The following is a 25,893-nucleotide window of genomic DNA, read 5'->3' as shown; positions in this document are numbered from 1 at the left end:
TGTCATGAGTCTGGTACTTTTTATTCGTCCTTGATAGAACTTATAACATCAAGTTTTGCTGCCTTAGTGGCAGGAAGTATGCCGGATATAAATCCAATAAGTGCACTAAAGATAAGTATGAATATTATTAACCCGAAACTAGCGGAAGCTATTTTAATAGAAGCTGTACTTATAGTATTTTTCATGTAAAGGTTCATAACCACGTTTATAAGAAAGTTTACAATAAACCCAAGAGCAATACCGATTACTCCTCCTAAAAGACCGATGGTACATGCTTCACCTACAAAAATTTTCTTTATATCTTTAACGCTTCCACCTATAACCTTCATAACTCCAATTTCTTTTTTTCTTTCATAAATGGCCATGTTCATGGTATTTGTTATACCAAAGGCTGCAACTAAAAGGGATATTCCGCCAAGAGCTGCTAGCACAAGTTTTACTCCATCTAATAAAGTTCCTATGCTTTTTTGCATTTCTTTAAAGGAGTTAATCTGGTAGCCGTCTTTTTTAAGAATTTTTTCAGCTTCGTCTATTTTATTAATATCCTTAAGTACTACATCAATGCTGTTATAGGTTTTTTTGTCATTGTTTTCGCTGTCTTGAGTTTTCCATTTTTGCACATCTTCAAGCACTTTAAGGGGAGTTTTTACTATAAAGTCATCTAAAGTACTTTCTTTAGCTATGCCGACTACAGTTAGGTTTATTACTTTTTCATTGTCTTTATTAGACACTTCCGTATCAGAAATAGTACCTTCTTTAGTTATCTTTAGTTTTATTGTTTTTCTAAGTATATTGTCTATTTCTCCTTCATCTATTTTATCTGTTGGCTTATGTCCAAGGAGCATTAAAGCTATTTTATATCCAAGTACACATTCATCCTTGCCGTCTACAGCAAATCTTCCAGCTGCAAGCTTATTATCTTTTGATAAGTCTTTCATAGGCATGGCTGTAATACTGGAAGCAGTAGATATTTTTTTATATTCAATATCTCCATAGTCATTAAGCTTAGGTACTATATATTTAACAAAAGGATAGCTTTTAAGCTCTTTTAAAGTTTTTTCATTCAGTTTTGTTTTAAGTTTTTTTTCATCTGCAGTAGAAGGAGCACCAAAGGACGAGGGAGGAATAGCAGGGGATATAGACACAACTGAAGTATCAAAAACTGAACTAAGCTGGTCTGTTATATATTTTTTAAAGCCGTTTCCCAAGGATACTATTGTGAATATAGCAACGCAGCCTATAATTACACCAACCATTGTAAAGATGGTTCTGCTTTTTCTCTTCCAAAGATTTTTCCATATAAGCTGAAATAGATCTTCAAGTCTCATTTTAATCACCAAGTCCGAATAATCTCTTTAATATGGATAGAAAGGAATTCTTTTTCTTATTATCAGTTGAAGCAGCTTTGGCTGTATTCACACTTGCAGCCTTTATATCAAGTTCTTTTGATACTTTGCCTTCAGTTCCCATTTCATCAATAAAACTTATTTCTAATGTACCCTTAGTATCTGCACTTACAGGTTCAAGGCTTTCTTCAAAGTTTTCTTCAACTTCAGCATCCAAAGTTCCGAAATATTTTGAATAAGTCTTATCTTTAATTTTGAAGTTAACCATGACATTATTAAGCGGACCTTTGCCCGCATTAATAAAGCTTGCAGATAATTTGCCATTATCTTCTTTAAGAGAATTAACAGTTAGATTTGGAGTATTTTTAACTACAATTCCTGCAACTTTATTTATCTCTTCTTGAGCTTTATTAGGAGCATTAAAGGTAACACTTATTTGAAAATTGTATATACCAACCTTTAAGGAAGGATCACTTATAAGCTTGATTGACAGTTCTTTGCTGCCATTTTTAGCAATGGTTCCTCCGTAAATTTCATTAGTTGTTCCAACAGGAGAAAAGCCTGATAATAAATTTTTACCTTCAATACCTACAACTTTTAGAGATACATTTTCAAGCTTTGAGCTATGGTTATTTGTAAGCTTAAAGGTCAGTGAAAAGGTTTGTCCAGGGCTTATCGTTGCAGGTTCGCTTTTTACATCCGATATGAGAATTTTTTTTGATTGTAAATTATTTATTACTGCTGATGTTTGGTTTAATGTACTTAAATCATTAGTTTCCTGAGCTTTAACACTAATTGTCATTCCTATAAGAATTGTACAGGCTAAGCTGCAGGCTATAAATTTTCTTTTCATAACATAACCTCCTGATTTTATGATTCCAATAGTCCGTCTTTCATTTTAATAATTCTGTCTGCATAGCTGTAAACCTGGCTGGAGTGAGTTACAACTATAAAAGTCATTTTCAGGCTCTTATTTAATTCTTTTAATAAATCAAGAATTTCAATGCTTGTCTTACTATCCAGGTTTCCAGTAGGTTCGTCAGCAAGGATTAGCTCAGGGTTGTTAACCAAGGCTCTGGCAATTGATACTCTCTGCTGCTGTCCACCGGAAAGCTCACTTGGCTTGTGATGAATTCTATCTTTTAAGCCTACTTTTTCAAGAATTTCCAAGGCTCTTTTCTCTCTTTCCTTTTTAGATACTCCAAGAAAAATTAAAGGCATTATTACATTTTCAAGTGCAGTAAGCTGTGGAAGAAGATTATATGATTGAAATATAAAACCAAGATGTTTTCTTCTAAATAGAGCCAGTTGATTTTCATTTAAATTTTTAATTTTTGTGCCTGCTACAATAACTTCACCTTCATTGTAGGGCATAAGTCCGCCAAGCACATTTAAAAAGGTAGATTTTCCAGAACCAGATTCACCTACAATTGCAGTAAATTGTCCTGCTTCAATCTGAAGAGTTATACCTTTAAGCACCTCAACTTTAATCTTACCTAAATTGAAGCTTTTAACTACATTAGAACATTCTATTATGGGCATTTGTTCACTCCTTCCATACATTGTTAAAAATACAGCATGATTTTATTATAAGCTATTGGAATAATAATGTTAATATGTTAAATTTATTTATTTTGGTTTAGAAAATAATGTTAGACGTAAAATATAATATTAAAATGAAACAGCTTCCTGGTTTATATCCAGTCCGCTGTTTCTATTTTGAATAACTGCCATATTATCGTTTTACTACATCAAAATTGTTTTCTATAAGAAGCCAGTTCTGCGGGAAAGAAATACCTAACTTCCAATAGCTTACACCTCTTAAGCCCAGTTCTTTTACAAGATTGAATTTTGCTTGAATTGATCTGGCATCTTCAAACCATACGGTATGACGTTTTTCATTTGAATCTGTATAATCAAAATGAGGGGCTTGTGCCTTAGTATCATAGCTTATTGATACATTATTATCTGCTGCCAGTAAAATTGCCTGTTGAGGACTTACTGCTCTTGCAACGCTTCCTGGTACAAAAGGAAGCGTCCAATCGTATCCGTATAAATTCTGTCCCATCATAATTTTAGAAGCAGGCATTTCTGTTAAAGCATATTCAATAACCTGCCTCACTTGAGGAAGTGGTGATACAGGCATTGCCGGACCGCCACTATAACCCCACTCATAGGTCATTATGACAACAAAATCTGCAATTTGTCCATGGGCTCTATAGTCATGGGCTTCGTACCATTCACCTGCCTGAGCAGCGCTTGTTTTGGGAGCTAAAGCTGTTGACATTAAGAAACCCTGAGCGCTTAATCTTGCTTTAGCCTTTCTTAGAAAGGCGTTATAATTTTCTCTTAATTCACGAGGCAAATGCTCTAAATCAAAGTGTATGTCTCTAAAGTTAAGCCGTTTTGCTGTAGCAATTATATTGTCAAGCAGAGTATTTTGTAATTGTTCGTTCGTTAAAATCAGTCTCCCAAGTTCTGTACTGAATTGTCCTTCTTCAAGATTAGTTACTGCCATCAACAAAATTGCACCACTATTTTCAGCAATTCTTCTGAAATTATTGAGAGGAGGCTCTTTTAAGGTTCCATCTCTCTGAATCTGAAAGCTGAAAGGTGCCAGGTAGGTAAGGTGTGGTGCTGCACTGCGGGCGGACTGCTCTAATACAGGGGAAACTGTTCCGCCTAGAGGCTCAGCATACGCATTTATTTCTGCACTTTTTTTTGGAGTGGGAGGAATATATAATCTTAGCCCAATGGTGAGCGGTCTGTTAACTGGTATTCCATTAACTCTTGCAAGTGTCTGATAGTTTGTTCCAAATCTCCTTGCAATACTGTACAAGCTATCTCCTGGCTGTACCCAGTAGTAACTCCCCACAATTGGAATTACTAATGCCTGACCTACCACTAAATCGTTAGGATTAGGCAGTTCATTTGCCCCTGCAATTGCACCAACAGTAGAATTATATGTTCGCGCAATGTTAAATAAAGACTGTCCTGGTTGAACAACATGAATTTGCATAGTATCTCCTTTCACTTATGAATGCATCCATTATTATTGTATGAATGAGAAGAAGAAGTGTACCATTTTAAAAAGTGTTCATATTATTTTTAATGGGATATCAGCCAATATAACCGTATCAAACATACTTATATTTCTACTTGACAAATGAATTGCTAGAGTTAAAATATAAGGCGTATTGTTGTAAAGGAAATACACGAGAGGAATACGGAAGGCGTAACAATTAATAATTGTTAGGTTCTTAAAAGGAATACGGAGGGGTTAGATTGATTTTAGTTTTAGATGTTGGAAATACTAATATTGTATTAGGGGTTTATGAAGGCAAAAATTTAATTGCAGACTGGAGACTGGCTACAGATTCAAAAAGAACTTCAGATGAATATGGGGTGCAGGTTACTCAGCTTTTTATGCAGAAAAAGCTTGATTATACTAAAATAGAAGGTGTAATAATCTCCTCTGTTGTGCCTAATATAATGTATACTATAGAACATATGATAAGAAAATATTTTAATATGACTCCACTCATTGTAGGACCGGGTATTAAAACAGGAATAAATATAAAATATGATAATCCTAAGGAAGTAGGAGCTGACAGAATTGTAAATGCAGTTGCTGCTCATGAAAAGTACAACAGACCTCTTATTATAATCGATTTTGGTACAGCAACTACCTTTTGTGCTGTAACTAAAAATGGAGATTATTTAGGAGGAACTATTACTCCTGGCATAAAAATTTCTGCAGAAGCACTTTTTGAAAGAGCGGCAAAGCTTCCTAGAGTTGAGCTTGTCAAAACACCGGGAGTAATCTGCAAAAATACCGTTACAAGTATGCAGGCTGGTATTATCTATGGATATACTGGTGCTGTGGATTTTATAGTTGAAAAGATGAAGAAAGAAATGGAAACTTATGGAGAGAAAAACCCTCTTGTAGTAGCAACTGGAGGACTTGCTACATTAATAAGCAGGGAGTCTAAGCATATAGAAAAAATAGATCCATATTTAACTTTAGAAGGACTTAGAATAATTTACGAAAAGAATAAAGAAACGGTGATTTAATGAACATAGGAAATCTTCACTTTAAAAACAATGTATTTTTGGCACCTATGGCTGGAGTTACTGATATAGCATTTAGAGGTCTTTGCGTTCAGATGGGCTGCGGGCTTGTGTATACAGAAATGATCAGTGCTAAGGCTCTTTATTATAAAAGTGAAAATACAGAAAAGATGCTTGAGGTTTCAGAGGAAGAGAAGCCTGTAGGGGTTCAGATATTCGGAAGTGACCCTTATACCATGGCAAAAGCCTGCGATTATTTTAATGATAATGATGATATTTGTCTTGTAGACATAAATATGGGCTGTCCAGTGCCAAAGGTAGTTAAAAATGGAGAAGGCTCTGCTCTTATGAGAAATCCAAAGCTGGCTGCTGAGATAGTCAGGGAAGTTAAAAAAGCAAGTGTCAAGCCTGTTACTGTAAAGTTCAGAAAAGGTTTTAACGAGAGAGAAGTTAATGCTGTAGATTTTGCAAAAGAAATGGAAGAGGCAGGAGCAGATGCAGTAACTGTTCACGGAAGAACCAGAGAACAAATGTATGAAGGCAAGGCAGATTGGGATATAATAAGGCAAGTAAAAGAAAGTGTAAAAATTCCCGTTATTGGAAATGGGGATGTTTTTTCTGTAGAAGCGGCTATTAAAATAAAAGAACTTACAAAATGCGACGGTATTATGATAGCTAGAGGGGCTCAAGGAAACCCCTGGATATTTAAACAAATACAACAGATACTAAATGGTGAGGAAGTAATCTATCCAACTGATGATGAAAAAATAGAACTCTGCATAAGGCACTTTAAGAAAGCAATTCACTACTTTGGTGAAAATAAAGCTATAAGAGAAATGCGAAAACATACAGCTTGGTATATCAAAGGCTTAAAAAATTGTACTGAAATTAAAAATGCTGTAAATAGTGAAAAGAGTGCAGAAAAAGTATTTGAAATTTTAAATAATTATAAACAGATGCTTTCAAAGTAATTTTTTTACTATTTATGAATATAATAGCATTGTAAATATTTTCATAGAGGGCAAAAATGGATCCCATCTTATATGTAAAGACAGACATAAGAAAAGCTTACAATGATGAAAGTTTTTTTGGGAAAATAAGAGATAGGTTTAAAATAAGAGAAATTAGAGAGAGTGTTATAAAGGACCTTAATTTAAGCATAGCTCACATAAAAATTCCTCCTAATTTGAACCTGCAGGCATATAGGAATAATATGGAGACTGTTAAAAGGTTTATGAAAAAAAGAAATCCCTGTTTGGCTCCTAAAACTTACAGGTATTATGATTACAAACTGCTTAACGATTTTCAAAAAAAACTGTTTGCTTATGGTATAGTAGAAAGTATAAAGCTTATTCTTAGAATAAAGAATAAAAGTATAAAGTCTTCTTGTATCTTAGTTTATGACGGTGCGGATGATATAAATCGTGAAGTAATTTTTCAGCTTTCTAAAGAGTGTAAGTATTTTATACTTTTATCCCATAATGTTTCTAAAATCAGTGAACTAAGAGATTATGTGGTTGCAAATTATGGTATATCGCCTATAGTAACCAGTGATTATAATTATGCTTTAAGCAAAGCAGATTTTATAATAAGTTCAAGAGAATTGCAAGCAGAAAATTTAGTCTGGTACATAGATAATTCTTTTATGCCTAAAGAAAACAGCAGCTTAGCTATTAATGATATCAGTTTTTCTGTACCTTGGGATAGCGAGGAGCTGGAATTTGGCTTTGAGCTTTTAGGCGCTATATTAAATCAAATGCAGGAGAGGGATATAGATACTGCTCTTAAATATAATGGGATTTATCTGGATAAAATAAAGTTTAACGATGAAGTAAAACAGTTCTAATTATTGACAATATATAAAGGCTGATTTATAATATTTACTTAAATGATTAGCTTGTTTACATACATGACACATTTTAGAATTATAGGGAATTATAAGTAAAAGCGTAGAAGGGGAGAAAAAAATGGCAGATTCAAAAAAATTTGTTATGACTTATGAAGGTGTAAAAAAATTAGAAGAAGAGTTAGATTTTCTTAAAACAATAAAAAGAGTTGAGATAAAAGAAAAAATAAAAGTTGCTCGTGGCTATGGGGATTTAAGTGAAAATGCTGAATATGATGAAGCTAAAAATGAACAAGCTTTTGTTGAAGGCAGAATTGCTCAGCTTGAAAATATGCTTAGAAATGCTCAAGTAGTCGATGAAGCAGAATTACCTACAGATAAAGTAAGCGTAGGTACAATAGTTAAAGTAAAAGATTATGATTTTGATGAAGAAATAGAATTATTCATAGTTGGTTCCGCAGAGGCTAATCCAATGGATAATAAAATTTCAAACGAATCACCGGTAGGAAAAGCACTTATAGGTAGAAAAGTTGGTGACATAGTAGAAGTTCCGGTTCCAGATGGAGTTAGCAAGTATGAAATCCTTGAAATAAGACATGCGTAATTTAAGAAACGGAGGAGAATATAAATGGCTAATGATGAATTAAATGTTCAGCAGCATGAAACTGAGTTTAATGAACAGATACGAATTAGAAGACAAAAGCTTGCTGATCTTCAGGCAGCAGGTAAGGATCCATTTGATGTATATAAAGTTAATAGAACACATACTTCAAAGGATGTTAAGGATAATTTTGAAGTTTTAGAGAACCAGACTGTTACAGTTGCAGGCAGACTTATGTCTAAAAGAGTACAGGGTAAGGCAGGCTTTTCGCATATTCAAGATAGGTTTGGAAGACTTCAGATTTATATTAAGATAGATGATGTGGGAGAAGAGAAATTAAAGGAATTTAAAGCTTTTGACTTAGGAGACTGGTTAAGTGTTACTGGTTTTGTATTTAAAACAAAGACAGGAGAAACCTCTGTACATGTTAAAGACTTCCAGCTAATATCAAAATCCTTAAAACCGCTTCCAGATAAATGGCATGGATTAAAAGATCCAGATTTAAGATATAGACAAAGAGAAGTTGACCTTATAATGAATGAAAATGTAAGAGAAACTTTTATAAAGAGAACTCAAATTATAAGATATGTTAGAGAGTTTTTAGACAACAGAGGCTATTTAGAGGCTGAAACCCCAATACTATCTCCTATAGCAGGAGGGGCTGCCGCAAGACCTTTTATTACACACCATAATGCTTTGGATATAGATATGTATCTTAGAATAGCTACAGAACTATATTTAAAGAGACTTATAGTGGGCGGTTTTGAAAAAGTTTATGACATGGGTAAAAACTTCAGAAATGAAGGTATTGATATAAGGCATAACCCAGAGTTTACTATGATAGAGTTATATGAAGCTTATGCTGATTATAATGATATGATGGAGCTTATGGAAAACTTAGTAGCTTATGTTTGTGAAAAAGTAAATGGAACTACTAAAATAACATATCAGGGAACTGAAATAGACTTAACTCCACCATGGAGAAGAATAACTATGGTAGATGCGGTTAAGGAATATGCAGGAATAGACTTTACTGAAGTTAAAACAGATGAAGAAGCCCAAGCTATAGCTAAGGAAAAGCATCTGGAGTTTAAAAAGGAGCTTAAGGATTGTACAAAGGCAGACGTATTAAATGCATTATTTGAAGAATATGCAGAACATCATTTAATACAGCCTACTTTCCTTTTAGATTACCCTGTAGAAATTTCTCCTTTAACTAAGAAAAAGAGAGGAAATCCAGAGTTTACAGAAAGGTTTGAAGGCTTTATTTTTGGAAGAGAAGTTTGTAATGCTTACTCAGAGCTTAATGATCCGATTGTTCAAAGACAAAGATTTGAGCAGCAAGCTAAGGAAAGAGAGCTTGGAGATGATGAAGCTTACGTAATCGATGAAGAATTCATGAGTGCTCTTGAAACAGGAATGCCTCCAACAGGCGGACTTGGAATAGGTATAGATAGAATAGTAATGTTCTTAACTGATTCAGTATCTATAAGAGACGTATTGTTATTCCCAACAATGAAACCAATTGATAATAAATAATATTAAGGCAACTGGCTAAGGCTGGTTGCTTTTTATTTGGAGAATTTTATTTAAGATAGGCTAAAATATATTGACAAAAAATATAAAAATTGCTATGTTTTAATAGTGCACAAAATACTATATATGTTATAAATTGTTAATAATAAGTAATAATAGTGTTTGTGTAATTTACGGAAGTATAAAATACTCATTTTAAATAATTTATCAAATATTTCAAAGGAGATAAAAATGAAACTGATACTTAAAAATATAGAAAAAAGTTTTGGAGAAAAAGAAGTTCTTAAGAAAGCTTCTTTCACCTTTGAAAAGGGAAAAATTTACGGACTTTTAGGTCGTAATGGAGCTGGAAAGACAACTCTTTTTAACTGCATAAGCGGGGATTTACAGTATGATAATGGTTCAGTAAGGATTTTTGATGAGGAAAAGGGTGAGAAAGAAATTGAGTATTCAAAGGTTGGATACGTGTTTTCAGAGCCTGTACTTCCAGAATTTCTAACAGGCTATGAGTTTTTAAAATTTTATATAGATATAAATAAAAATAAAATAAAGGATTTGAAAAGTATAGATGAATACTTTGACATAATAAAGATTAACGAGGAAGACAGGTACAGGCTTATAAAAAATTATTCACATGGAATGAAAAATAAAATACAGATGCTCTGCTTTTTAATTACAAGACCTCCTGTAATTTTATTGGACGAGCCTTTAACCTCCTTTGATGTAGTTGTAGCTCTTGAAATAAAAAACTTGCTTAAGGAAATTAAAAGTGAACACATAATCATCTTTTCAACTCATATTTTGCAGCTGGCAACTGATTTGTGTGATGAAATTGTGATATTAAACAATGGTAAGCTAGAAGAAGTTGATAGTGAGGTTATAAAGAGCACAGAGTTTGAAACGAAAATAATGGAAATTTTACAGGAGGGCGGAAATGATTAGAACTTTTATTGCCAGTTTTAAAGTTTCCTTTGCTGAAAATGCTAATACCTTTATACATTTTCTTAAAAGGGTTCCGCTCATAGGCAAGAAAATTCCTGACAGCTTATATAAAGAGACAGGAGCTAAGCTCTTTGTAGGAATTGTAAGTCAAATATTTAGCATATTTGCAGCAATATTTAAAAAAGCTCTTTACTTAGGAATAATGCTCGTGCTGCCTGCTTTTCTCATGTCAGAAAAAACAGGGGGATTTTTAGCTAAGTTTTTACATATGTTTTTCTTTTTAAATATTATATATGGGTCAATTATGAATAATGTAATTTTTAATTATGCGGACAAGTCTGCTTTTAATATGATAACATTAATGAGAGCAGATGCCAGAGAATACTATGTAAGTGCAATGTTATATAAATATATAACAAATTTCATATATTTTATACTTCCTATGATAATTACGGGGTTAATAGTTAAGTTTTCACCCCTAAAAGCATTAACGCTGCTTCTTTTTTTAACTTGTTTTAAATTTATTGGTGAATACTTAAATATTTTTATATACAATAAAAAAGTCATGGTGCTTCAAAAGCAAAATGTATTTGTGACAGTATTCATATTTATAACCCTTGCATTAGCTTACGGATTGCCCTTTTTTGATTTAACTCTTAAATTAGAAAATGTATTTTTTAATGTTTTTATAGTTTTAATCGTATTGTGTTTAGGTATAGGTTCTTTGATATATCTATGGAACTATAAAAAATATACTCCTATTGCAAAAGAATTACTAACTAAAGAAAATATGTTTGACATAAATAAATTTGAAAGTGATATGACTTTTGCAGATGTAAAGCTAGATGAAAAAAAACTTTCAAAAGAAGTGCTTAGCTCTAAAGCTTATGAGAAAAAAGAAGGCTATGAATATTTAAATGCAATTTTTTTCAGCCGCCACAGAAAAATGCTTGTTAATCCTATAAAATTAAGGGTTATAATTATAGCTGTATTATTTATAGCTGTAAGTATTTTGATAATATTAGTGCCGAATGTAAGAGAAAAGATTTCTAAAGACATATTAATAATTGCTCCTGCTCTTGTATTTATAATGTATATTATGTCTACAGGAGAAAGAATCTGTAAGGTTATGTTTTATAACTGTGATGTAAGTCTTTTAAGATACTCCTATTACAGGGAGCCAAAGGTTATTCTATCAAACTTCAAAGCGAGACTTAAGTTTACAGTAGGACTTAATATAATTCCTGCATTAGTTCTTTGTATTTCAATAGCAGGGATTTTACTTCTTACAGGAGCTTCAAACAAGCTTATTAGTGCAATACCTCTGTTTTTATGTGTGCTTTGTCTTGCCTGTTTTTTTTCTATACATAATCTGTTTATGTACTATGTTATACAGCCTTACACAGCACAGCTTATTGTGAAAAGTCCTTTATATAAGTTTGTGAATTTTATTGTTTACATGGTAAGTTATGGATGCCTTAATATTAAAACATCATCTTATATTTTTACAGCAGGAGTTATCGCAGTAACTTTAATATATATTGTTATTGTTCTTATAGTAACCTACAGGGTAGCACCAAAAACCTTCAGATTAAAATAGAAACTATAAAGAAGATTTATATAAGTTATATCTGCTAAGTTAAAGAAATGTGAATTATTCCCTGATAAAGTAGACTTATACTTAGCAAACCCTAAAGAACCAATAAATATTGATGATTTTAAAAAACCAATTGTTCCAGATTTGTTTGCAGTATGTAATAACAAATTTGAATTAGTAAATAATAATATAGTAGCTATATTTGATTTTATATGTGAGATAGTTAGCCCAAGTTCAATAAAAATGGATAATGAAATAAAAAAAGAATTTTACTTATCTAAAGGTGTTAAGGAATACTGGATAGTAAACTATCTTGAAAAATCTGTTACTGTATGCTTTGAAGGTAAAGAAATAAAGTATTCCTTTGAAGATGACATTAATGTAAATATATTTGATGATTTAAGCATTTGTTTAAAAGATGTGAAATTATTTGAAGTATAGAGAGCTAGATAATTTAACAGCTAGGGTTTTCAGCAGTAAACCCTGGCTGTTAGCTTACTTATTTTTCAACAGTATAGATAAGCATATCTTCTAAAGTTAAATCCAGTTCTTCTATAAAAAGTGCTTCAGTTTCCTTTAGTTTTTGTACAAGCTCTTTATTGTAACTTTCAGTAATTACATTATAGCTTCGCCCAAGCTTTTCAACTTTTAAAAACTCATTCCAATTTTCAAAGTTCTCTGGAGCCTTGTCTTTAAATATAATCTGCAGTTTCCTCATGGAAGTTTTTAAATTTTCCAAGGTATTATCTTTTATTATTTCACCGTCTTTTAAGAAAACAACTTGGTCGCAGATGTTTTCCAGGTCAGAAAGATTATGGGAGGAAATTACAACTGTTGTACCTCGCTTTGATACATCCTCAATCAATATTTGATGAAATTTTCTTTTAACTATGGGGTCAAATCCAGAAGCAGGTTCATCCAGTATTAAAAGCTCTGGTTTTATGCTCATAGCAAATATGAAAGCAACTCTAGAGACATTACCTTTTGATAGCTTTGATATTTTTTTCTTTCTAGGTATTTGAAAAATAGAGTTTAATTCAAGAACTCGAGTAATATCAAAGGTTTTATAGGCAAGTGAGTAATAGTTAATCATTTCATCAAATGTATAAGAATTAAAAAAGTCATTTCTATCAGCTACATAACCGATACTTTCTTTAAGATTAAAATTGTCTTTTATATTGTTACCCTTAATAATAACCTCTCCGCTGTCAGGAGTATAAATATCAGCAATAGTCCTAAGAAGTGTAGATTTTCCAGCTCCGTTAGGACCAATAAGTCCCATTATAGTTCCGGCTTTAACTTCAAGGCTTATATTTTTAATAGCTTTTTTGCCGGAAAAGCTTTTTGAAACATTTATTACTTTAAGCATTAGGCAACCCTCCTTTTATTTACTATTTTAGTTATCAGATTGTAATTTAAAATGTAAAGTGGTATCCATAAAATATTTAAAATAAGGTATATGGTATGCTCTATATTTTCTTTTCCCTGAAGACCGTATTTAATTATTAATAATGTTGATAAATTTCTGCCTGATATAAATGAAATAATATAGTAAACAGCGGCACATACAATAAGGCTGCCTAAAATTGTTAAAGTAAAACAAAATATAGCATTAAAAATTCTTTCGCTGAATTTAAATAAAAATATATTGGAAAGATTTTCAGTTTTAATTTTTTTGTTTAATCTAAGGATAATATAAAATAAAGCTATAGATAGAGCTATAAGTATAAGAGAACAAATAGGATTAAAATTATGAAAGCTTTCATAAATAATCAAAAACAATGACTTATTTTCAACATTTTCCATATTTTGAAAAATTACACCATAATTAAATATAAAGGATAAAGTTTTATTCATATATTCACGAAGATTTCCTAGTTTATTGCTTATAAAGCTATGCATTACTGATAAAGTGATAAAAAACAAATACCATAAAGAAATAGGAATAATTATAACTGCAGGTGTTTTACCAAAACACATTTCCAAAAGCTGCATAAGTATTACTATAAATGTAAGTGCTGAAAGAGTAAATAAAATACTTAAAAACAGTTTAGACATTACATCCCCATAGATATTTCCAATATATACATTGTAATTTATATAATATTTTTTATTAAATATCAAAAATATAAATGATAACAGGCCGTAAATAATAGTAGGAAGTGTGTAGCTAATCATATAACTTAAAGTTTTTGTAATTAATATGGTATCTCTGCCATAAGGCTGTGTAAGCATAAAGTAATATTTCTTATCTTTTTCCAGGTAAGAGTAAATAACAGAAATAACAGCAATGGCTGTAATCAGAGAATAAGAATTGAATATATCATAATATATAGGTGGTGTATATAAAACATTTGCCTTTACCATACGCAATTTCTCAATAGTATCGATTATACCCCATAAATATAAACTGGAATAGGCAATCATTGAATACAATCTGTTTTTTTTCTCAGTATAAAATACTGCTTTACTGAAATACTTATTCATATTCATTTCCTCCTTCACTTTCTCCTAAAAGCTCAGTATAAAGCTCATCCATAATCTTTTTAATATCTCTTTTTTTAATTCCTAAATAATGAGCATCTAAAAGAAGTTTTTTTAAATCATCCTTTAACTTTGTCATTTTATCTTCCTCCAATCTAGGCTTATAATTTGTAGACACAAAGGTTCCTCTGCCTCTTAAAGTTTCAATTATCTTCAGTCTTTCAAGGCAACTGTAGGCTTTACTTACAGTGTTTGGATTTGTAGTGAGCATTAAAGCAAGATCCCTTACAGAAGGCAGCTTATCCCCAGGCTGAAGTATACCCTTGATTATGCACTCTTTTATTCCTTGTATGATTTGCTCATAAATCGGAGTACTGCTTCTTGCATCGATATTAAACAAATAATCCACTCCTTACTTAAGTAATACATGTATTAAGTGTATTAGTTTATGTAGTACACTTTGAGTATAGCTTATAATAATATAATTAATCAACAAAATTTTTTCGACAAAAAATTTAAACCTGTATAAAGTTTGAGAACAAACAATATATTAACCAAAAAAATAAATATTTATATTAAAATTTAAAAAAACTATTGCATTTTAAAAAAAATATGATATACTAACAAATGTAGTCAGTTTTCCGTGGTAGCTCAATGGCGGAGCATTCGGCTGTTAACCGAAGGGTTGGAGGTTCGAGTCCTCTCCACGGAGCCATTTTATTTTTTGAATTTAATATGAAATTAATTCAGCAATGTCGTGTTGACGTTGCTTTTTTGCATTTGTTTAGTGAAAAAGCTTAAATGAAGGCAAATTTAAAAATATTATTGACAATACCTTCTAATATGCTAAAATTGTATGTAAATATAATATAGCACGATGAGAAAGAAGAGTAGTAATAGAAATTCAATAGAGAGGCTGTGGTTGGTGCAAACAGCTGGAGGACTATTGTGAAGGGAGCTTTTGAGTGATTGATTTGTAAAGCAGGGCTTTTGCCAACAAGGGTGGAACCGCGGAAGGGTTTTTCTTTCGTCCCTTATGGTAAAGGGCCTTTTTATTATGTAAAGTTAACTTGTTGTGCTGGTTTTTATTTTCACAGGCTGCAGCATTGGCTGTATACTAAACTAGAACTGCAAGTAAAATAATAAGGAGGAGTTAAAATGGCAGTTGAAAAGACTATGGATAAAATCGTAGCACTTGCGAAAAACAGAGGTTTTGTGTTTGCAGGCTCAGAAATATATGGAGGTCTTGCAAATGCGTGGGATTTTGGCCCAATTGGAGTGGAGTTTAAAAATAATGTAAAAAAAGCTTGGTGGAAGAAGTTTGTTCAAGAAAGCCCATATAATGTTGGCGTTGACACTGCAATTTTAATGAACAGCCAGGTTTGGGTTGCTTCAGGACACGTAGGAGGATTTTCAGATCCATTAATGGACTGTAAGGAATGTAAAGCTAGATTTAGAGCGGACAAATTAGTTGAAGACCATATGACTGAGCAAGGGGCTGCTGTTGCCAGTGCTGATGGATGGACTAATGAGCAGTTAAAGGGTTATATCGAAGAGCATAATATTGTCTGCCCGAAATGCGGTAAGAAAAACTTTACTGATATAAGAAAGTTCAATCTTATGTTTAAAACTTTTATGGGTATAACAGAGGATTCAAAATCAGAAGTATATTTAAGACCAGAAACTGCACAAGGTATCTTTGTTAATTTTAAAAATGTTCAAAGAACTTCAAGAAAAAAGGTACCTTTTGGTATAGCTCAAATAGGTAAATCCTTTAGAAATGAAATAACACCAGGAAACTTCATATTTAGAACAAGAGAATTTGAACAGATGGAGCTTGAATTCTTCTGTAAACCGGGCACAGATTTAGAATGGTTTGATTACTGGAAAAATTATTGCTGGAACTTCCTTTTAAGTCTTGGCATGAAAGAAGAAAATTTAAGAATCAGAGATCATTCAAAAGAAGAGCTATCCTTCTACAGTAATGCTACTTCAGACATAGAATTCCTTTTCCCATTTGGCTGGGGAGAACTTTGGGGTATAGCAGACAGAACTGATTACGACCTTAAGAAGCATTCAGAGCATTCTGGGGAAGAATTAAGCTATCTTGATCCTGCAACAAATGAAAAGTATATACCATACTGCATAGAGCCGTCACTTGGTGCAGACAGAGTTGCTTTAGCCTTTTTATGCAATGCTTATGACGAAGAAACTTTAGAAGATGGAGATGTAAGAACAGTGCTTCACTTCCATCCAGCTTTAGCACCATTTAAGGCAGCTGTTCTTCCTCTTAGCAAAAAGCTTTCAGAAAAGGCTACTGAAGTTTACGACAAGCTTAGAAAGAAATTTAATGTGGACTATGATGAAACAGGAAGTATAGGAAAAAGATATAGAAGACAAGATGAAATTGGAACTCCATACTGCATAACTATAGATTTTGATACTTTAGAGAATAACACTGTTACAGTAAGAGACAGAGACACAATGCAGCAGATTAGATTGAATATAGATGAACTTGAAAAGTTCATAGAAGAAAAATTAGAGTTTTAAACTTTACCGCCAGAAATGGCGGTTTTTTATTTTTGGCAGAAAAATATTTTTCTTGTAAAGATAATATAATAAATCAGCATAAAATAAAAAAAACTATTATATAAATAGGATGTATTAAGATTTTCTGTTAATAAAATAACAAAGCAAACAGGAGGAGTATAGAATGGAAAAAGGCTGCTGCTGCTCTTGCGGCGAAAATGATGACAGGTTAAAAAAAGCCAGACAGATAATTCAAGAACATAAGGAAGTAAAAGGAGCTTTAATTCCAATACTACATGAAATACAAAAATTATTTGGATATCTGCCTGAAAAAGTCATGCAAATCATTTCCCAAGAACTAGGTATTCCTATGTCAGAAATATATGGAGTTGCCACTTTCTATTCCCAGTTTGCACTGGAACCTAAAGGAAAGCACATAATTAAAGTATGTCTTGGTACTGCATGTTATGTAAAAGGAGCACAGGATATATTGGATAGGTTAAGCAGCCTTCTTGAAGTACAGGTAGGCAAAACAACAGAAGATGGATTGTTTACATTAGAGGCTGCCAGATGTTTAGGAGGCTGCGGGCTTGCTCCCGTTATGATGATTGATGAAAAAGTATACGGAAAACTTATACCAGATGATTTAATAAAAATAATTGAAGAATTTAAAGTTTCAGGATAGGAGATTGGAGGGAGCAGCATGAAAACAATTCAGGATATAGAAAATATAAAAAAAGCTGCATGGGATAGAGTTAACCAAGGTACAAATAGAAAAACAACGAGAATAGTTGTAGGAATGGGAACCTGTGGCTTAGCAGCTGGTGCGGAATCTGTATATGAGGCAGTAGTAGATGAGATAAATAAGCTTGGGCTAAACAATATTATTGTGGTTAAAACTGGGTGCATAGGAGTCTGCAGACTGGAGCCAATTGTGGAAATTATAAGACCGGGGGAAGAAAAGGTAACTTATGTGAATATGTCGCCTTATAAAGCAAGAAGAGTAGTTGCAAGTCATCTGCTTGTAGGTGCTGTGCTTAAGGATTATACAATTCATGTGGTTAAGGGAAAAATTTTAAATGATTATACAATAGATAATGATTAGAGGGAGGCTAAATAATGGATTTTTATCGTGCACAGGTACTGGTCTGTGGTGGTGCAGGCTGCTCAGATATCCACTCTTCAAATCTATTTAAAGTTTTAAAAACAGAGCTTAAAAGACATAATATAGACCACGAAATAGAACTTATAAAAACAGGGTGCTTAGGGCTTTGTGAGCTTGGGCCTGTAGTTATTGTTTATCCTGAAGGAACTTTTTACAGTAAAGTAAAAGTAGAGGATATTCCTGAACTTGTAGAAGAACATTTTATAAATAATAAAGTACTGCAAAGGCTTGTTTATAGTGCAGAAGGTGATGGAAGAGTTAGAAATATAAATGAATTAAGTTTCTTTAAAAAGCAGGTAAGAATTGCTTTAAGAAATTGCGGAATTATAGATCCTGAAAATATCGATGAATATATTGCCTTTGATGGATACAGTGCTCTTATTAAAGTTTTAACTTCTATGACTCCTGGAGAAGTTATAGATATAATTAAGCAGTCTGGCTTAAGAGGGAGAGGAGGAGGCGGCTTTCCAACAGGTAAGAAGTGGGAGTTTGCAGCTAAGCAGAGAAACTCTCAGAAATATATAATCTGCAATGCTGATGAAGGAGATCCAGGGGCTTTTATGGATCGTTCCGTATTAGAAGGAGATCCTCATTCTGTACTTGAAGCTATGACTATAGGCGGGTATGCAATTGGAGCAGACAAAGGGTTTATTTATGTAAGAGCTGAGTATCCAGTTGCAGTAGAAAGACTTTATACTGCTATTGAGCAGTCAAGAAATTATGGACTTCTTGGGGAAAATATTTTAGGAACAGGCTTTAAATTTGATATTGAACTAAGGCTGGGGGCAGGTGCTTTTGTGTGCGGAGAAGAAACTGCACTTATGCAGTCTATAGAAGGCAGACGAGGTATGCCTATGCCAAAGCCGCCTTTTCCTGCTGTCAGCGGATTATGGAGTAAGCCTACTATTATAAATAATGTTGAAACTTTTGCAAATATTGCTCCAATAATATTAAAAGGTGCTGAATGGTTTAGAAGTATAGGAACAGAAAAAAGCCCAGGAACAAAGGTTTTTGCTTTAGGGGGTAAGATAACAAACACTGGATTAGTTGAAATTCCAATGGGGACAACATTAAGAGAAACTATTTATGAAATAGGTGGTGGAATTCCAAATGCAAAGAATTTTAAAGCAGTTCAAACAGGCGGTCCTTCCGGGGGGTGTATTCCAGCAGAACATTTAGATGCAACAATAGAATATGATACTTTAACAGCTTTAGGCTCCATGATGGGATCCGGAGGCATGATAGTAATGGATGAAGATAACTGCATGGTTGACGTAGCAAGGTTTTTCCTTGATTTTACTAAGGATGAGTCCTGCGGTAAATGTACTCCTTGCAGAATTGGAACTAAGAGACTGCTTGAGATTCTTGAAAAAATAACTCAAGGCAAAGGAACTTTAGAAGATATTGAGTCACTTGAAGAATTAGGGAAAGGTATAAAAAATGCTGCTCTCTGTGGACTAGGACAGACAGCTCCAAATCCGGTACTCTCAACCTTACATTATTTTAAAGATGAATATATTTCTCATGTTACTGATAAAAAATGTCCTGCTAAAGTATGCAGACCTCTTGTTAAATATGTAATACTTGAAGATAAATGCAAGGGCTGCGGACTTTGTACCCGTAACTGCAGTGTGGGTGCAATCAGCGGAAAAGTAAGAGAAGTTCATGCAATAGATGCTGAAATTTGTGTAAGATGCGGTTTGTGCATGAGTGTATGTAAATTTAAAGCAATAGTTAAAGTGTAATAGTGTATGGGATAGGAGGAAAGAGGATGGAAAAGGTCAGGTTAACTATAGATGGTATAGAGGTAGAAGTTCCTAAAGAAACTACAGTTCTTGAAGCAGCAAGAACTGTAGGCATTGAAATACCCACACTCTGTTTTTTAAAAGATATAAATGAAGTAGCCAGCTGCAGAGTCTGTGTAGTAGAGATAGGAAAGAAACTTATAGGAGCTTGTACTTTAGTTTGCGAAAACGGTATGGAAGTTAAAACTAATACTGCTGCAGTAAGAGAAGCTAGGAAAATGGTAGTTGAACTTTTATTATCCAATCATAAAAGAGAATGTACTACCTGCATAAGAAGTGAAAACTGCGAACTTAAGAAGCTTTCAAAAGATTTAAATGTTAGAGAGATAAAATATCAGGGAGAAAAGACAGTTTCTCAAATTGACTGTTCATCTACATCTGTTATTAGAGATACAGAAAAATGTGTACTTTGCGGCAGATGTATTAACACTTGTAAAAATATACAAAGTGTAGCTGCTATTAATTTTTCGCAAAGGGGGTTTAATACAAAAGTAACTACAGTATACGATAGACCTCTTTCAGAAACTACCTGCGTAAACTGCGGACAATGTATAATGTCTTGTCCAGTGGGGGCACTCCATGAAAAAGAATGTATAAAGGAAGTTTGGAAGGCTATAGCTGATCCTGATAAATATGTAGTTGTTCAAACTGCCCCTGCAATTAGAGTTGCCTTAGGAGAAGAATTTAATCTTCCAATTGGCACAAGAGTTACTGGAAAGATGGTTTCGGCACTGAAAAAACTGGGATTTGATAAAGTATTTGATACAGACTTTGCAGCAGATTTAACTATAATGGAGGAAGGCACTGAATTAATAAATAGACTTCAAAACGGAGGGGTATTACCTCTTATGACTTCCTGCTGTCCCGGATGGGTAAAATTTGTTGAACATAATTATCCTGAAATGCTGGATAACTTATCAACCTGCAAGTCTCCAAGCGAAATGGAAGGGGCTTTAATAAAATCTTATTTTGCTGAAAAGATGAATATAGCACCTGAAAAAATCGTTGTTGTTTCAATTATGCCCTGTGTAGCAAAAAAGTTTGAAGGACAAAGAGAGGAGTTATCAAACAGCAGTCTTCAGGATGTAGATTATGTGCTTACTACAAGGGAGTTATCTCAGATGATTAAAGAGGCAGGAATAGATTTTTTAAATTTAAAGGAAGATAAATTTGATAATCCCTTTGGAGAATCAACTGGAGCTGCAGTAATATTTGGAGCTACCGGAGGTGTAGCGGAAGCAGCTTTAAGAACAATATCGGAAATTTTATCAGGTAAGGATATAGATACTATAAACTATACTGCTGTAAGAGGAACTGAAGGTATTAGAGAAGTTTATATCGATTTGCCTGATGGTAGAACAATTACTGCAGCAATAGCTAGCGGCTTAGGTAATGCCAGATTAGTATTGGAGTCTATAAAAAAGAAAGAAAAAAAATATGACTTTATAGAAGTAATGGCATGTCCGGGTGGGTGTGTAACCGGAGGGGGACAGCCTATAGTTGATTCTAAAATAAGAGAAAAGATAGATATAAAGGCTGAAAGAGTTAAAGCAATTTATGATGAAGATGAAGCATTAACCATCAGAAAATCACATAAAAATCCATACATTATTAAAATATATGAAGAATATTTAAAAGAACCAAATGGACATTTAAGTCATAAACTTCTTCATACTCATTATATTAAGAGAAATAAATTTTAATTAAGCTTAAGGAAGTTAATTTAAAATAAATCAGATAAACTGCTTCAGCAGTTTATCTGATTTATTTTAATATTATACACTTTTAATAATCATAAATTTATTTAAAATTCAGATATAATTAGTTAACAAAAGTTACTACATGATGTATAATATTAATGAATGATAATATAGAATTTATATAATACAGAAGTATTACATTAATTTAGATGAAAGATTTAGAAAACAGAGGTGATAATTTTGAAAGGCACAGTAGTAGCAGCTTGGATGAAGACATGCAGAAAGCTTTATGGAGATTCAGTAGTAGACAAGGCTATGGAAGCAAATGGCTGGAGCAGCGGGAAAATTTTTTCTCCAGCAGAAAATGTTGATGATTCGCAGATTATGTCTGTTATAAGCGCCGTTGCAAAGAGTGAAAATATAGATATAAAGGCTCTTTGGAGAAACATAGGAAATTATAACCTGAAATCTTTTGCTGAAGATTTTCCAGCCTTTTTTGACCATGAAAATTTATATTCATTTTTGAAATCCATGTATGATGTACATGTGGTTATGGTTAAGAGGTTTCCTGGAGCAACACCGCCCATTGTTGTAATTGAGCCAATTTCAAGCAGAGAAGCTGTTTTTAGTTATGAATCTAAAAGAGGAATGTTTGACTATTTTCTTGGAATGCTTGATGGAAGCTGTGAATTATTTAATGAAAATGTGAAAATCGAGGAAATTGAAAGGACAAGCACCAGTATAAAGGTTAAGCTCACCTTTGAAAAAGATATATTCTATAAGAAGACTTATACATTTAACAGGCTTTTGTCCCTAGGTTTTATAAGAAATATTGGGGCTAAAGTAGCATTATTTACATTTATAATTACAGCGCTTGGACTTATTCCTGTTATGGGACTTGGTGATATACTAAAGCTTTTGGTTGGAGCGGCTATTCCAGCTGCAGCAGCTTTCATAGCAGCAAATGTTTTAGTAAGACCTAGGAAATTACTTGAGGAAAGCTTAAAAAAGCTTAATAGCAGTAATTTTGTTGAAGATATGCAAATAGTCACTGGTGACTTTTTTGAAGATTTATTTAAATATGTTACAGAGCATAAAAAAGCTGTTAGAGCTGATTTTGTTGGCTTTAAGGGTGTAACTGACGAAATGAATACCTTCGCTGATAGAATAAACAGAATATCAGATTCTATGAACCAGACTTCAGAAGAAATTTCACAAGTTGTGGAACAGGTTGCAAATACTTCTGTAAGCCAAGCTGAAAATACAGAAAATGCAGTAGCAATATTAAATGACAATATACAAGCTTTAAGAACTATAGTAGATAGTGAAAATTTTAATAAAACAGAGCTTCAGAAGGCAATAGATAAAATTGATAACAGCTATAGAAATGTGGATAATGCAAGTAAAAATATTCTAAGTAGTTTAGACAAGTTCCAGGAAGTTAAAGATAAAGGATTAGAGCTTGAAATGAAGGCTAAGGATATTACAAACATTGTATCAATAGTTTCTGGCATTTCAGAGCAGACAAATCTTCTGGCACTTAATGCGTCTATCGAGGCTGCAAGAGCTGGTGAGGCAGGAAGAGGGTTCTCGGTTGTTGCAGAAGAAGTTAGAAAACTGGCAGAGCAATCTCAAAATGCAGTAGAAGAAATAAATACTAATTTAGCTCAGTTTGTAAAAGAAATAAATGTGCTGGTTGATAAGATTGAATCTCAATTTGAGGTACTTCAAAACGAAACAAACAGTCTTCAAAAGGTTAGAGATATAAGCTATGAAGCTACAACTTCCATTCAAACCGTTGCACAGTCTACAATTAACAATATAAATGAGTTAAACAAGGAAACAGACTCTATAGCAAGAATTTATGAAACTATGGAATCCTTGGCTGCCATAGCAGAAGAAAATTCCGCCTCTTCAGAAGAAGTAAGCGCAAGTGTTTCAAACTATACAAATGAAATTAAAAAGCTTATAGATAACATTTATGAGTTTAAAAAGATTACTGAGACTTTTAAAGGCGATTTAAGCAAGTATAAAATTTAGTACAGTGCCAGACATATGATCTTATTGTCATGTGTCTGGCACTTAATCTTTAGGATATTTTTTATATCCCCCTTAAATCAAAATCAGGTATAAAGCTTTCAGATGCAGTACCTTCCTCTTGAATGAAGGCGTTTTTTATGCCTAAAGTAAGACAGTAATCTATAAGGGCTTCATAATGTTTTGGATTTAAAGGTTTATTTATCTCTGGATACCTTTCTACATTGTTAACAGGTGTGTATTGGTTCATTAAGCTTATAAAAACAGAATTTCCAAAAGTATTGTTAATATAATCTATTATTTTTTTAGAGTCAAATAAAAGTCCAGGCAGCATTAAATGTCTGATTATTACTCCTTTTTTCATCATTCCTTTTTCATCAAACTCTGGTTCGCCTGCTTGAAAATACATTTCTTTTATAGCTTTTGACGCTGCTTTAAAATAGCCTGGGGCATGAGAGTATTTAACGGCGTATTTGTCATCAAAATACTTTAAGTCAGGAAGATATATGTCTATATGACCTTTAAGAGTCTTTAAAGCTTCTACATTTTCATAGCCATTGCTATTGTAAACAATAGGCAGCATAAGTCCATTATTTTTAGCTATTTTAACAGCTTCAATTATCTGCGGAATAAAGTGAGTAGGAGTAACTAAATTTATGTTGTGAGCTCCTCTCTCCTGCTGCTTAAGAAAAATTTCCGCAAGATGTTCTATTGAAATTTCTTTCCCAATACCTTTATGGCTTATAGTATGGTTTTGACAAAACACGCATTTTAAATTACACTCTGAAAAAAACACAGTTCCAGAGCCTTTCTCACCAGAGAGGCAGGGCTCTTCCCAATAATGCAGTGAAACTCTGGCAACTTTTACACTGGCACCAGATTTGCAAAAACCTAATTCACCTTTTAATCTATTAATGCCGCAATTTCGCGGACAAAGTCTGCAGCTGTATAATAATTCAAGCATAAACAACACTCCAAGTTTAAAATAAAAATTTGAATTAATTATACAACATTTATAAGCAGTAATGTTAAGATTATCTGCAGTTTTTGAAATAAAAATATATGCACTGCACCATAAAAACAAGGCTTATTATTCCAAAGGCTGGGTATATAATGCTTATCAGGTGTACAAAGCCTACTAAGGATATTGGAATTGCTGTTAAAATAATTATAACAACAGAAGTTTTATAAGATATATTAAATATCTGGTTTAAAGCTTTACCAACGCTGTATACATCAGATACTTCTGTAGAAAACATTTCAAGCCAGATTATCCCTAAAAGAAGTATTTGAATTAAGCTGCCGAATCTGTTGGATATGTATAAAAGTGGAATTTCATATTTAAATATGTAAGGTACATTTAGTAAAAGCATAAAGTTTATTATTATTGTAAGTGCTGTTAAAACTAAAGCACCCAATACAATTCCCCAAAGCATGCTTTTTTTATTTTTCATTTCCGCACTTAAAGGAACTATAACACCGCTGCAGCCTAATATGTTAAAGCCACTGTAAAGCAAGGTAGATAAAAACCAATTATCTTTATACCTAGGAATGATTTTAATATCATTTGCACTAACCATTTCTTTGCTGAAAAATATGTATAGAATAAATATAGTTATAAGCACTATTATAAGTGAAGGTACAATAAAGGAATTAATCTCAATTAGACCTTTAGTATCTCTAAGCAGTATTATTAAGGATATAGCAGCCATTACTAATATACCTACCCATTTTGATACCTTAAAATATTGATGAACAAGTGCTCCGCTTCCTGCCAGTATTATTGCAGAACCGCTTATAAGAAACAAGCTAGTTATTCCATCTGTTAAACCTGCAAATATTTTAGGTTTAATTACAAGATTTATAAGCTCATTATAAGATTTTAAATTGTATTTAAGACTAATGCTGCTTATTATATAGCCCATTACTATGTAAATAAAGCAGCATATTAAAATTCCCCAAAAGCCTCTGTACCCATACTCTGTAAAGAACTGTTTTATTTCCTGGCCAGAAGCAAGTCCGGCTCCAACTATTGTGCCAATGAATACTGCCGCAATCTGAAAAGCAAGTATAATTCCCCTTCGCAAGTAAATCAACCTCCCAGTATTCCCTTAAGGAGCATAAAGATTATGAAAATTTCTTTATGCCTCTTTAAAATGAGATATTTATATAAATATATTGAAAAAAATTAAAAATAATGATTTATAAATTAAATTTTTATTTTTTGGGAAACT

General features: G+C 32.7%; 23 protein-coding genes, 1 tRNA gene and 1 other annotated feature. Of the genes, 15 read left to right on the top strand and 9 right to left on the bottom strand.

Annotation, left to right across the window (positions count from 1 at the left end; translation table 11 throughout):
• Positions 1–20: 20 nt before the first annotated feature.
• From M2651_RS00710 to M2651_RS00695, 4 genes are all read right to left on the bottom strand, one after another.
• A complete protein-coding gene (locus M2651_RS00710) occupies positions 21–1,328 on the bottom strand; it encodes an ABC transporter permease (protein WP_252130406.1) in 1,308 nt (435 codons plus the stop codon).
• Position 1,329: 1 nt separating this feature from the next.
• Positions 1,330–2,199, bottom strand: coding sequence for a COG1361 family protein (locus M2651_RS00705; RefSeq protein ID WP_252130405.1), 870 nt, complete (start codon positions 2,197–2,199; stop codon positions 1,330–1,332).
• Positions 2,200–2,216: 17 nt separating this feature from the next.
• Positions 2,217–2,888, bottom strand: coding sequence for an ABC transporter ATP-binding protein (locus tag M2651_RS00700; protein ID WP_252130404.1), 672 nt, complete (start codon positions 2,886–2,888; stop codon positions 2,217–2,219).
• Between the two features lie 193 nt (positions 2,889–3,081).
• Positions 3,082–4,365 (bottom strand): glycoside hydrolase family 18 protein, encoded by a 1,284-nt coding sequence (locus M2651_RS00695; RefSeq protein ID WP_252130403.1) that lies wholly within the window; start codon positions 4,363–4,365, stop codon positions 3,082–3,084.
• A 266-nt stretch (positions 4,366–4,631) separates the two neighbouring features.
• On the opposite strand from M2651_RS00695, the gene M2651_RS00690 reads away from it, so the two are divergent.
• From M2651_RS00690 to M2651_RS00655, 8 genes are all read left to right on the top strand, one after another.
• A complete protein-coding gene (locus M2651_RS00690; protein ID WP_252130402.1) occupies positions 4,632–5,420 on the top strand; it encodes a type III pantothenate kinase in 789 nt (262 codons plus the stop codon).
• Entirely contained in the window at positions 5,420–6,388 is a 969-nt protein-coding gene (dusB, locus tag M2651_RS00685; RefSeq protein WP_252130401.1) for a tRNA dihydrouridine synthase DusB, read from the top strand. Before M2651_RS00690 ends, dusB begins: the two co-directional genes overlap by 1 nt.
• A 56-nt stretch (positions 6,389–6,444) precedes the next feature.
• The gene (locus M2651_RS00680; RefSeq protein ID WP_252130400.1) at positions 6,445–7,263 is read left to right on the top strand and encodes a hypothetical protein; all 819 of its coding nucleotides are present in this window, start codon (positions 6,445–6,447) and stop codon (positions 7,261–7,263) included.
• Positions 7,264–7,384: 121 nt separating this feature from the next.
• Positions 7,385–7,867: a transcription elongation factor GreA gene (gene greA / locus M2651_RS00675; RefSeq protein WP_252130399.1), complete on the top strand. Its 483-nt coding sequence runs from the start codon at positions 7,385–7,387 to the stop codon at positions 7,865–7,867.
• 24 nt (positions 7,868–7,891) lie between these two features.
• Positions 7,892–9,403, top strand: coding sequence for a lysine--tRNA ligase (gene lysS, locus M2651_RS00670; RefSeq protein WP_252130398.1), 1,512 nt, complete (start codon positions 7,892–7,894; stop codon positions 9,401–9,403).
• A gap of 228 nt (positions 9,404–9,631) precedes the next feature.
• A complete protein-coding gene (locus tag M2651_RS00665; RefSeq protein WP_252130397.1) occupies positions 9,632–10,342 on the top strand; it encodes an ABC transporter ATP-binding protein in 711 nt (236 codons plus the stop codon).
• Positions 10,335–11,942: a hypothetical protein gene (locus M2651_RS00660; RefSeq protein WP_252130396.1), complete on the top strand. Its 1,608-nt coding sequence runs from the start codon at positions 10,335–10,337 to the stop codon at positions 11,940–11,942. Before M2651_RS00665 ends, M2651_RS00660 begins: the two co-directional genes overlap by 8 nt.
• Before the next feature lie 27 nt (positions 11,943–11,969).
• Positions 11,970–12,380, top strand: a complete 411-nt coding sequence (locus tag M2651_RS00655) for a Uma2 family endonuclease (RefSeq protein WP_350338271.1) — start codon at positions 11,970–11,972, stop codon at positions 12,378–12,380.
• Positions 12,381–12,438: 58 nt separating this feature from the next.
• On the opposite strand, the gene M2651_RS00650 is transcribed toward M2651_RS00655, so the two are convergent.
• The 3 genes from M2651_RS00650 to M2651_RS00640 are packed head-to-tail and all read right to left on the bottom strand — an operon-like array spanning position 12,439 to position 14,823.
• Complete coding sequence (locus M2651_RS00650; RefSeq protein ID WP_252130394.1) at positions 12,439–13,308, bottom strand: ABC transporter ATP-binding protein; 870 nt, start codon at positions 13,306–13,308, stop codon at positions 12,439–12,441.
• Complete coding sequence (locus M2651_RS00645) at positions 13,308–14,426, bottom strand: hypothetical protein (RefSeq protein WP_252130393.1); 1,119 nt, start codon at positions 14,424–14,426, stop codon at positions 13,308–13,310. The genes M2651_RS00650 and M2651_RS00645 overlap by 1 nt, the downstream gene beginning before the upstream one ends.
• A complete protein-coding gene (locus M2651_RS00640; protein WP_252130392.1) occupies positions 14,419–14,823 on the bottom strand; it encodes a GntR family transcriptional regulator in 405 nt (134 codons plus the stop codon). The genes M2651_RS00645 and M2651_RS00640 overlap by 8 nt, the downstream gene beginning before the upstream one ends.
• Before the next feature lie 240 nt (positions 14,824–15,063).
• Between M2651_RS00640 and M2651_RS00635 the strand changes: the two genes are divergently transcribed.
• From M2651_RS00635 to M2651_RS00605, 7 genes are all read left to right on the top strand, one after another.
• Positions 15,064–15,138, top strand: a tRNA-Asn gene (locus M2651_RS00635).
• A 153-nt stretch (positions 15,139–15,291) separates the two neighbouring features.
• Positions 15,292–15,461 (top strand) — a binding site (T-box leader).
• Between the two features lie 120 nt (positions 15,462–15,581).
• Complete coding sequence (locus M2651_RS00630; protein ID WP_252130391.1) at positions 15,582–16,973, top strand: glycine--tRNA ligase; 1,392 nt, start codon at positions 15,582–15,584, stop codon at positions 16,971–16,973.
• A gap of 163 nt (positions 16,974–17,136) precedes the next feature.
• On the top strand, positions 17,137–17,637 hold the full coding sequence (gene nuoE / locus M2651_RS00625) for an NADH-quinone oxidoreductase subunit NuoE (RefSeq protein ID WP_252130390.1): 501 nt from the start codon (positions 17,137–17,139) through the stop codon (positions 17,635–17,637).
• An 18-nt stretch (positions 17,638–17,655) separates the two neighbouring features.
• Positions 17,656–18,057 carry a (2Fe-2S) ferredoxin domain-containing protein gene (locus M2651_RS00620; protein WP_252130389.1) on the top strand — a complete coding sequence of 134 codons (402 nt, stop codon included), beginning with the start codon at positions 17,656–17,658 and terminating at the stop codon, positions 18,055–18,057.
• Between the two features lie 14 nt (positions 18,058–18,071).
• Complete coding sequence (locus M2651_RS00615; RefSeq protein ID WP_252130388.1) at positions 18,072–19,862, top strand: NADH-quinone oxidoreductase subunit NuoF; 1,791 nt, start codon at positions 18,072–18,074, stop codon at positions 19,860–19,862.
• Positions 19,863–19,888: 26 nt separating this feature from the next.
• Positions 19,889–21,625 (top strand): NADH-dependent [FeFe] hydrogenase, group A6, encoded by a 1,737-nt coding sequence (locus M2651_RS00610; protein WP_252130387.1) that lies wholly within the window; start codon positions 19,889–19,891, stop codon positions 21,623–21,625.
• A gap of 237 nt (positions 21,626–21,862) precedes the next feature.
• The gene (locus M2651_RS00605; protein WP_252130386.1) at positions 21,863–23,662 is read left to right on the top strand and encodes a heme NO-binding domain-containing protein; all 1,800 of its coding nucleotides are present in this window, start codon (positions 21,863–21,865) and stop codon (positions 23,660–23,662) included.
• Positions 23,663–23,723: 61 nt separating this feature from the next.
• Here M2651_RS00605 and M2651_RS00600 read toward each other — a convergent pair whose 3' ends face one another.
• Positions 23,724–24,623 (bottom strand): radical SAM protein, encoded by a 900-nt coding sequence (locus M2651_RS00600; protein ID WP_252130385.1) that lies wholly within the window; start codon positions 24,621–24,623, stop codon positions 23,724–23,726.
• A gap of 70 nt (positions 24,624–24,693) precedes the next feature.
• Positions 24,694–25,746, bottom strand: a complete 1,053-nt coding sequence (locus M2651_RS00595) for a YkvI family membrane protein (RefSeq protein ID WP_252130384.1) — start codon at positions 25,744–25,746, stop codon at positions 24,694–24,696.
• Between the last annotated feature and the right edge of the window lie 147 nt (positions 25,747–25,893).

Source organism: Clostridium caldaquaticum (assembly GCF_023806125.1).
In the GTDB taxonomy this organism is placed as follows: domain Bacteria; phylum Bacillota; class Clostridia; order Clostridiales; family Clostridiaceae; genus Clostridium_AT; species Clostridium_AT caldaquaticum.
Note: the sequence above shows the minus strand (reverse complement) of the source record. Positions and strands in the feature narration are given on the sequence as shown.

Excerpts from the sequence above, each read along its gene's own strand:
- M2651_RS00710 (WP_252130406.1), bottom strand. The coding sequence starts at position 1,328 with ATGAGACTTGAAGATCTATTTCAGCTTATATGGAAAAATCTTTGGAAG.
- M2651_RS00705 (WP_252130405.1), bottom strand. The coding sequence starts at position 2,199 with ATGAAAAGAAAATTTATAGCCTGCAGCTTAGCCTGTACAATTCTTATA.
- M2651_RS00700 (WP_252130404.1), bottom strand. The coding sequence starts at position 2,888 with ATGCCCATAATAGAATGTTCTAATGTAGTTAAAAGCTTCAATTTAGGT.
- M2651_RS00695 (WP_252130403.1), bottom strand. The coding sequence starts at position 4,365 with ATGCAAATTCATGTTGTTCAACCAGGACAGTCTTTATTTAACATTGCG.
- dusB (WP_252130401.1), top strand. The coding sequence starts at position 5,420 with ATGAACATAGGAAATCTTCACTTTAAAAACAATGTATTTTTGGCACCT.
- M2651_RS00680 (WP_252130400.1), top strand. The coding sequence starts at position 6,445 with ATGGATCCCATCTTATATGTAAAGACAGACATAAGAAAAGCTTACAAT.
- greA (WP_252130399.1), top strand. The coding sequence starts at position 7,385 with ATGGCAGATTCAAAAAAATTTGTTATGACTTATGAAGGTGTAAAAAAA.
- lysS (WP_252130398.1), top strand. The coding sequence starts at position 7,892 with ATGGCTAATGATGAATTAAATGTTCAGCAGCATGAAACTGAGTTTAAT.
- M2651_RS00665 (WP_252130397.1), top strand. The coding sequence starts at position 9,632 with ATGAAACTGATACTTAAAAATATAGAAAAAAGTTTTGGAGAAAAAGAA.
- M2651_RS00660 (WP_252130396.1), top strand. The coding sequence starts at position 10,335 with ATGATTAGAACTTTTATTGCCAGTTTTAAAGTTTCCTTTGCTGAAAAT.
- M2651_RS00650 (WP_252130394.1), bottom strand. The coding sequence starts at position 13,308 with ATGCTTAAAGTAATAAATGTTTCAAAAAGCTTTTCCGGCAAAAAAGCT.
- M2651_RS00645 (WP_252130393.1), bottom strand. The coding sequence starts at position 14,426 with ATGAATAAGTATTTCAGTAAAGCAGTATTTTATACTGAGAAAAAAAAC.
- M2651_RS00630 (WP_252130391.1), top strand. The coding sequence starts at position 15,582 with ATGGCAGTTGAAAAGACTATGGATAAAATCGTAGCACTTGCGAAAAAC.
- nuoE (WP_252130390.1), top strand. The coding sequence starts at position 17,137 with ATGGAAAAAGGCTGCTGCTGCTCTTGCGGCGAAAATGATGACAGGTTA.
- M2651_RS00620 (WP_252130389.1), top strand. The coding sequence starts at position 17,656 with ATGAAAACAATTCAGGATATAGAAAATATAAAAAAAGCTGCATGGGAT.
- M2651_RS00615 (WP_252130388.1), top strand. The coding sequence starts at position 18,072 with ATGGATTTTTATCGTGCACAGGTACTGGTCTGTGGTGGTGCAGGCTGC.
- M2651_RS00610 (WP_252130387.1), top strand. The coding sequence starts at position 19,889 with ATGGAAAAGGTCAGGTTAACTATAGATGGTATAGAGGTAGAAGTTCCT.
- M2651_RS00600 (WP_252130385.1), bottom strand. The coding sequence starts at position 24,623 with ATGCTTGAATTATTATACAGCTGCAGACTTTGTCCGCGAAATTGCGGC.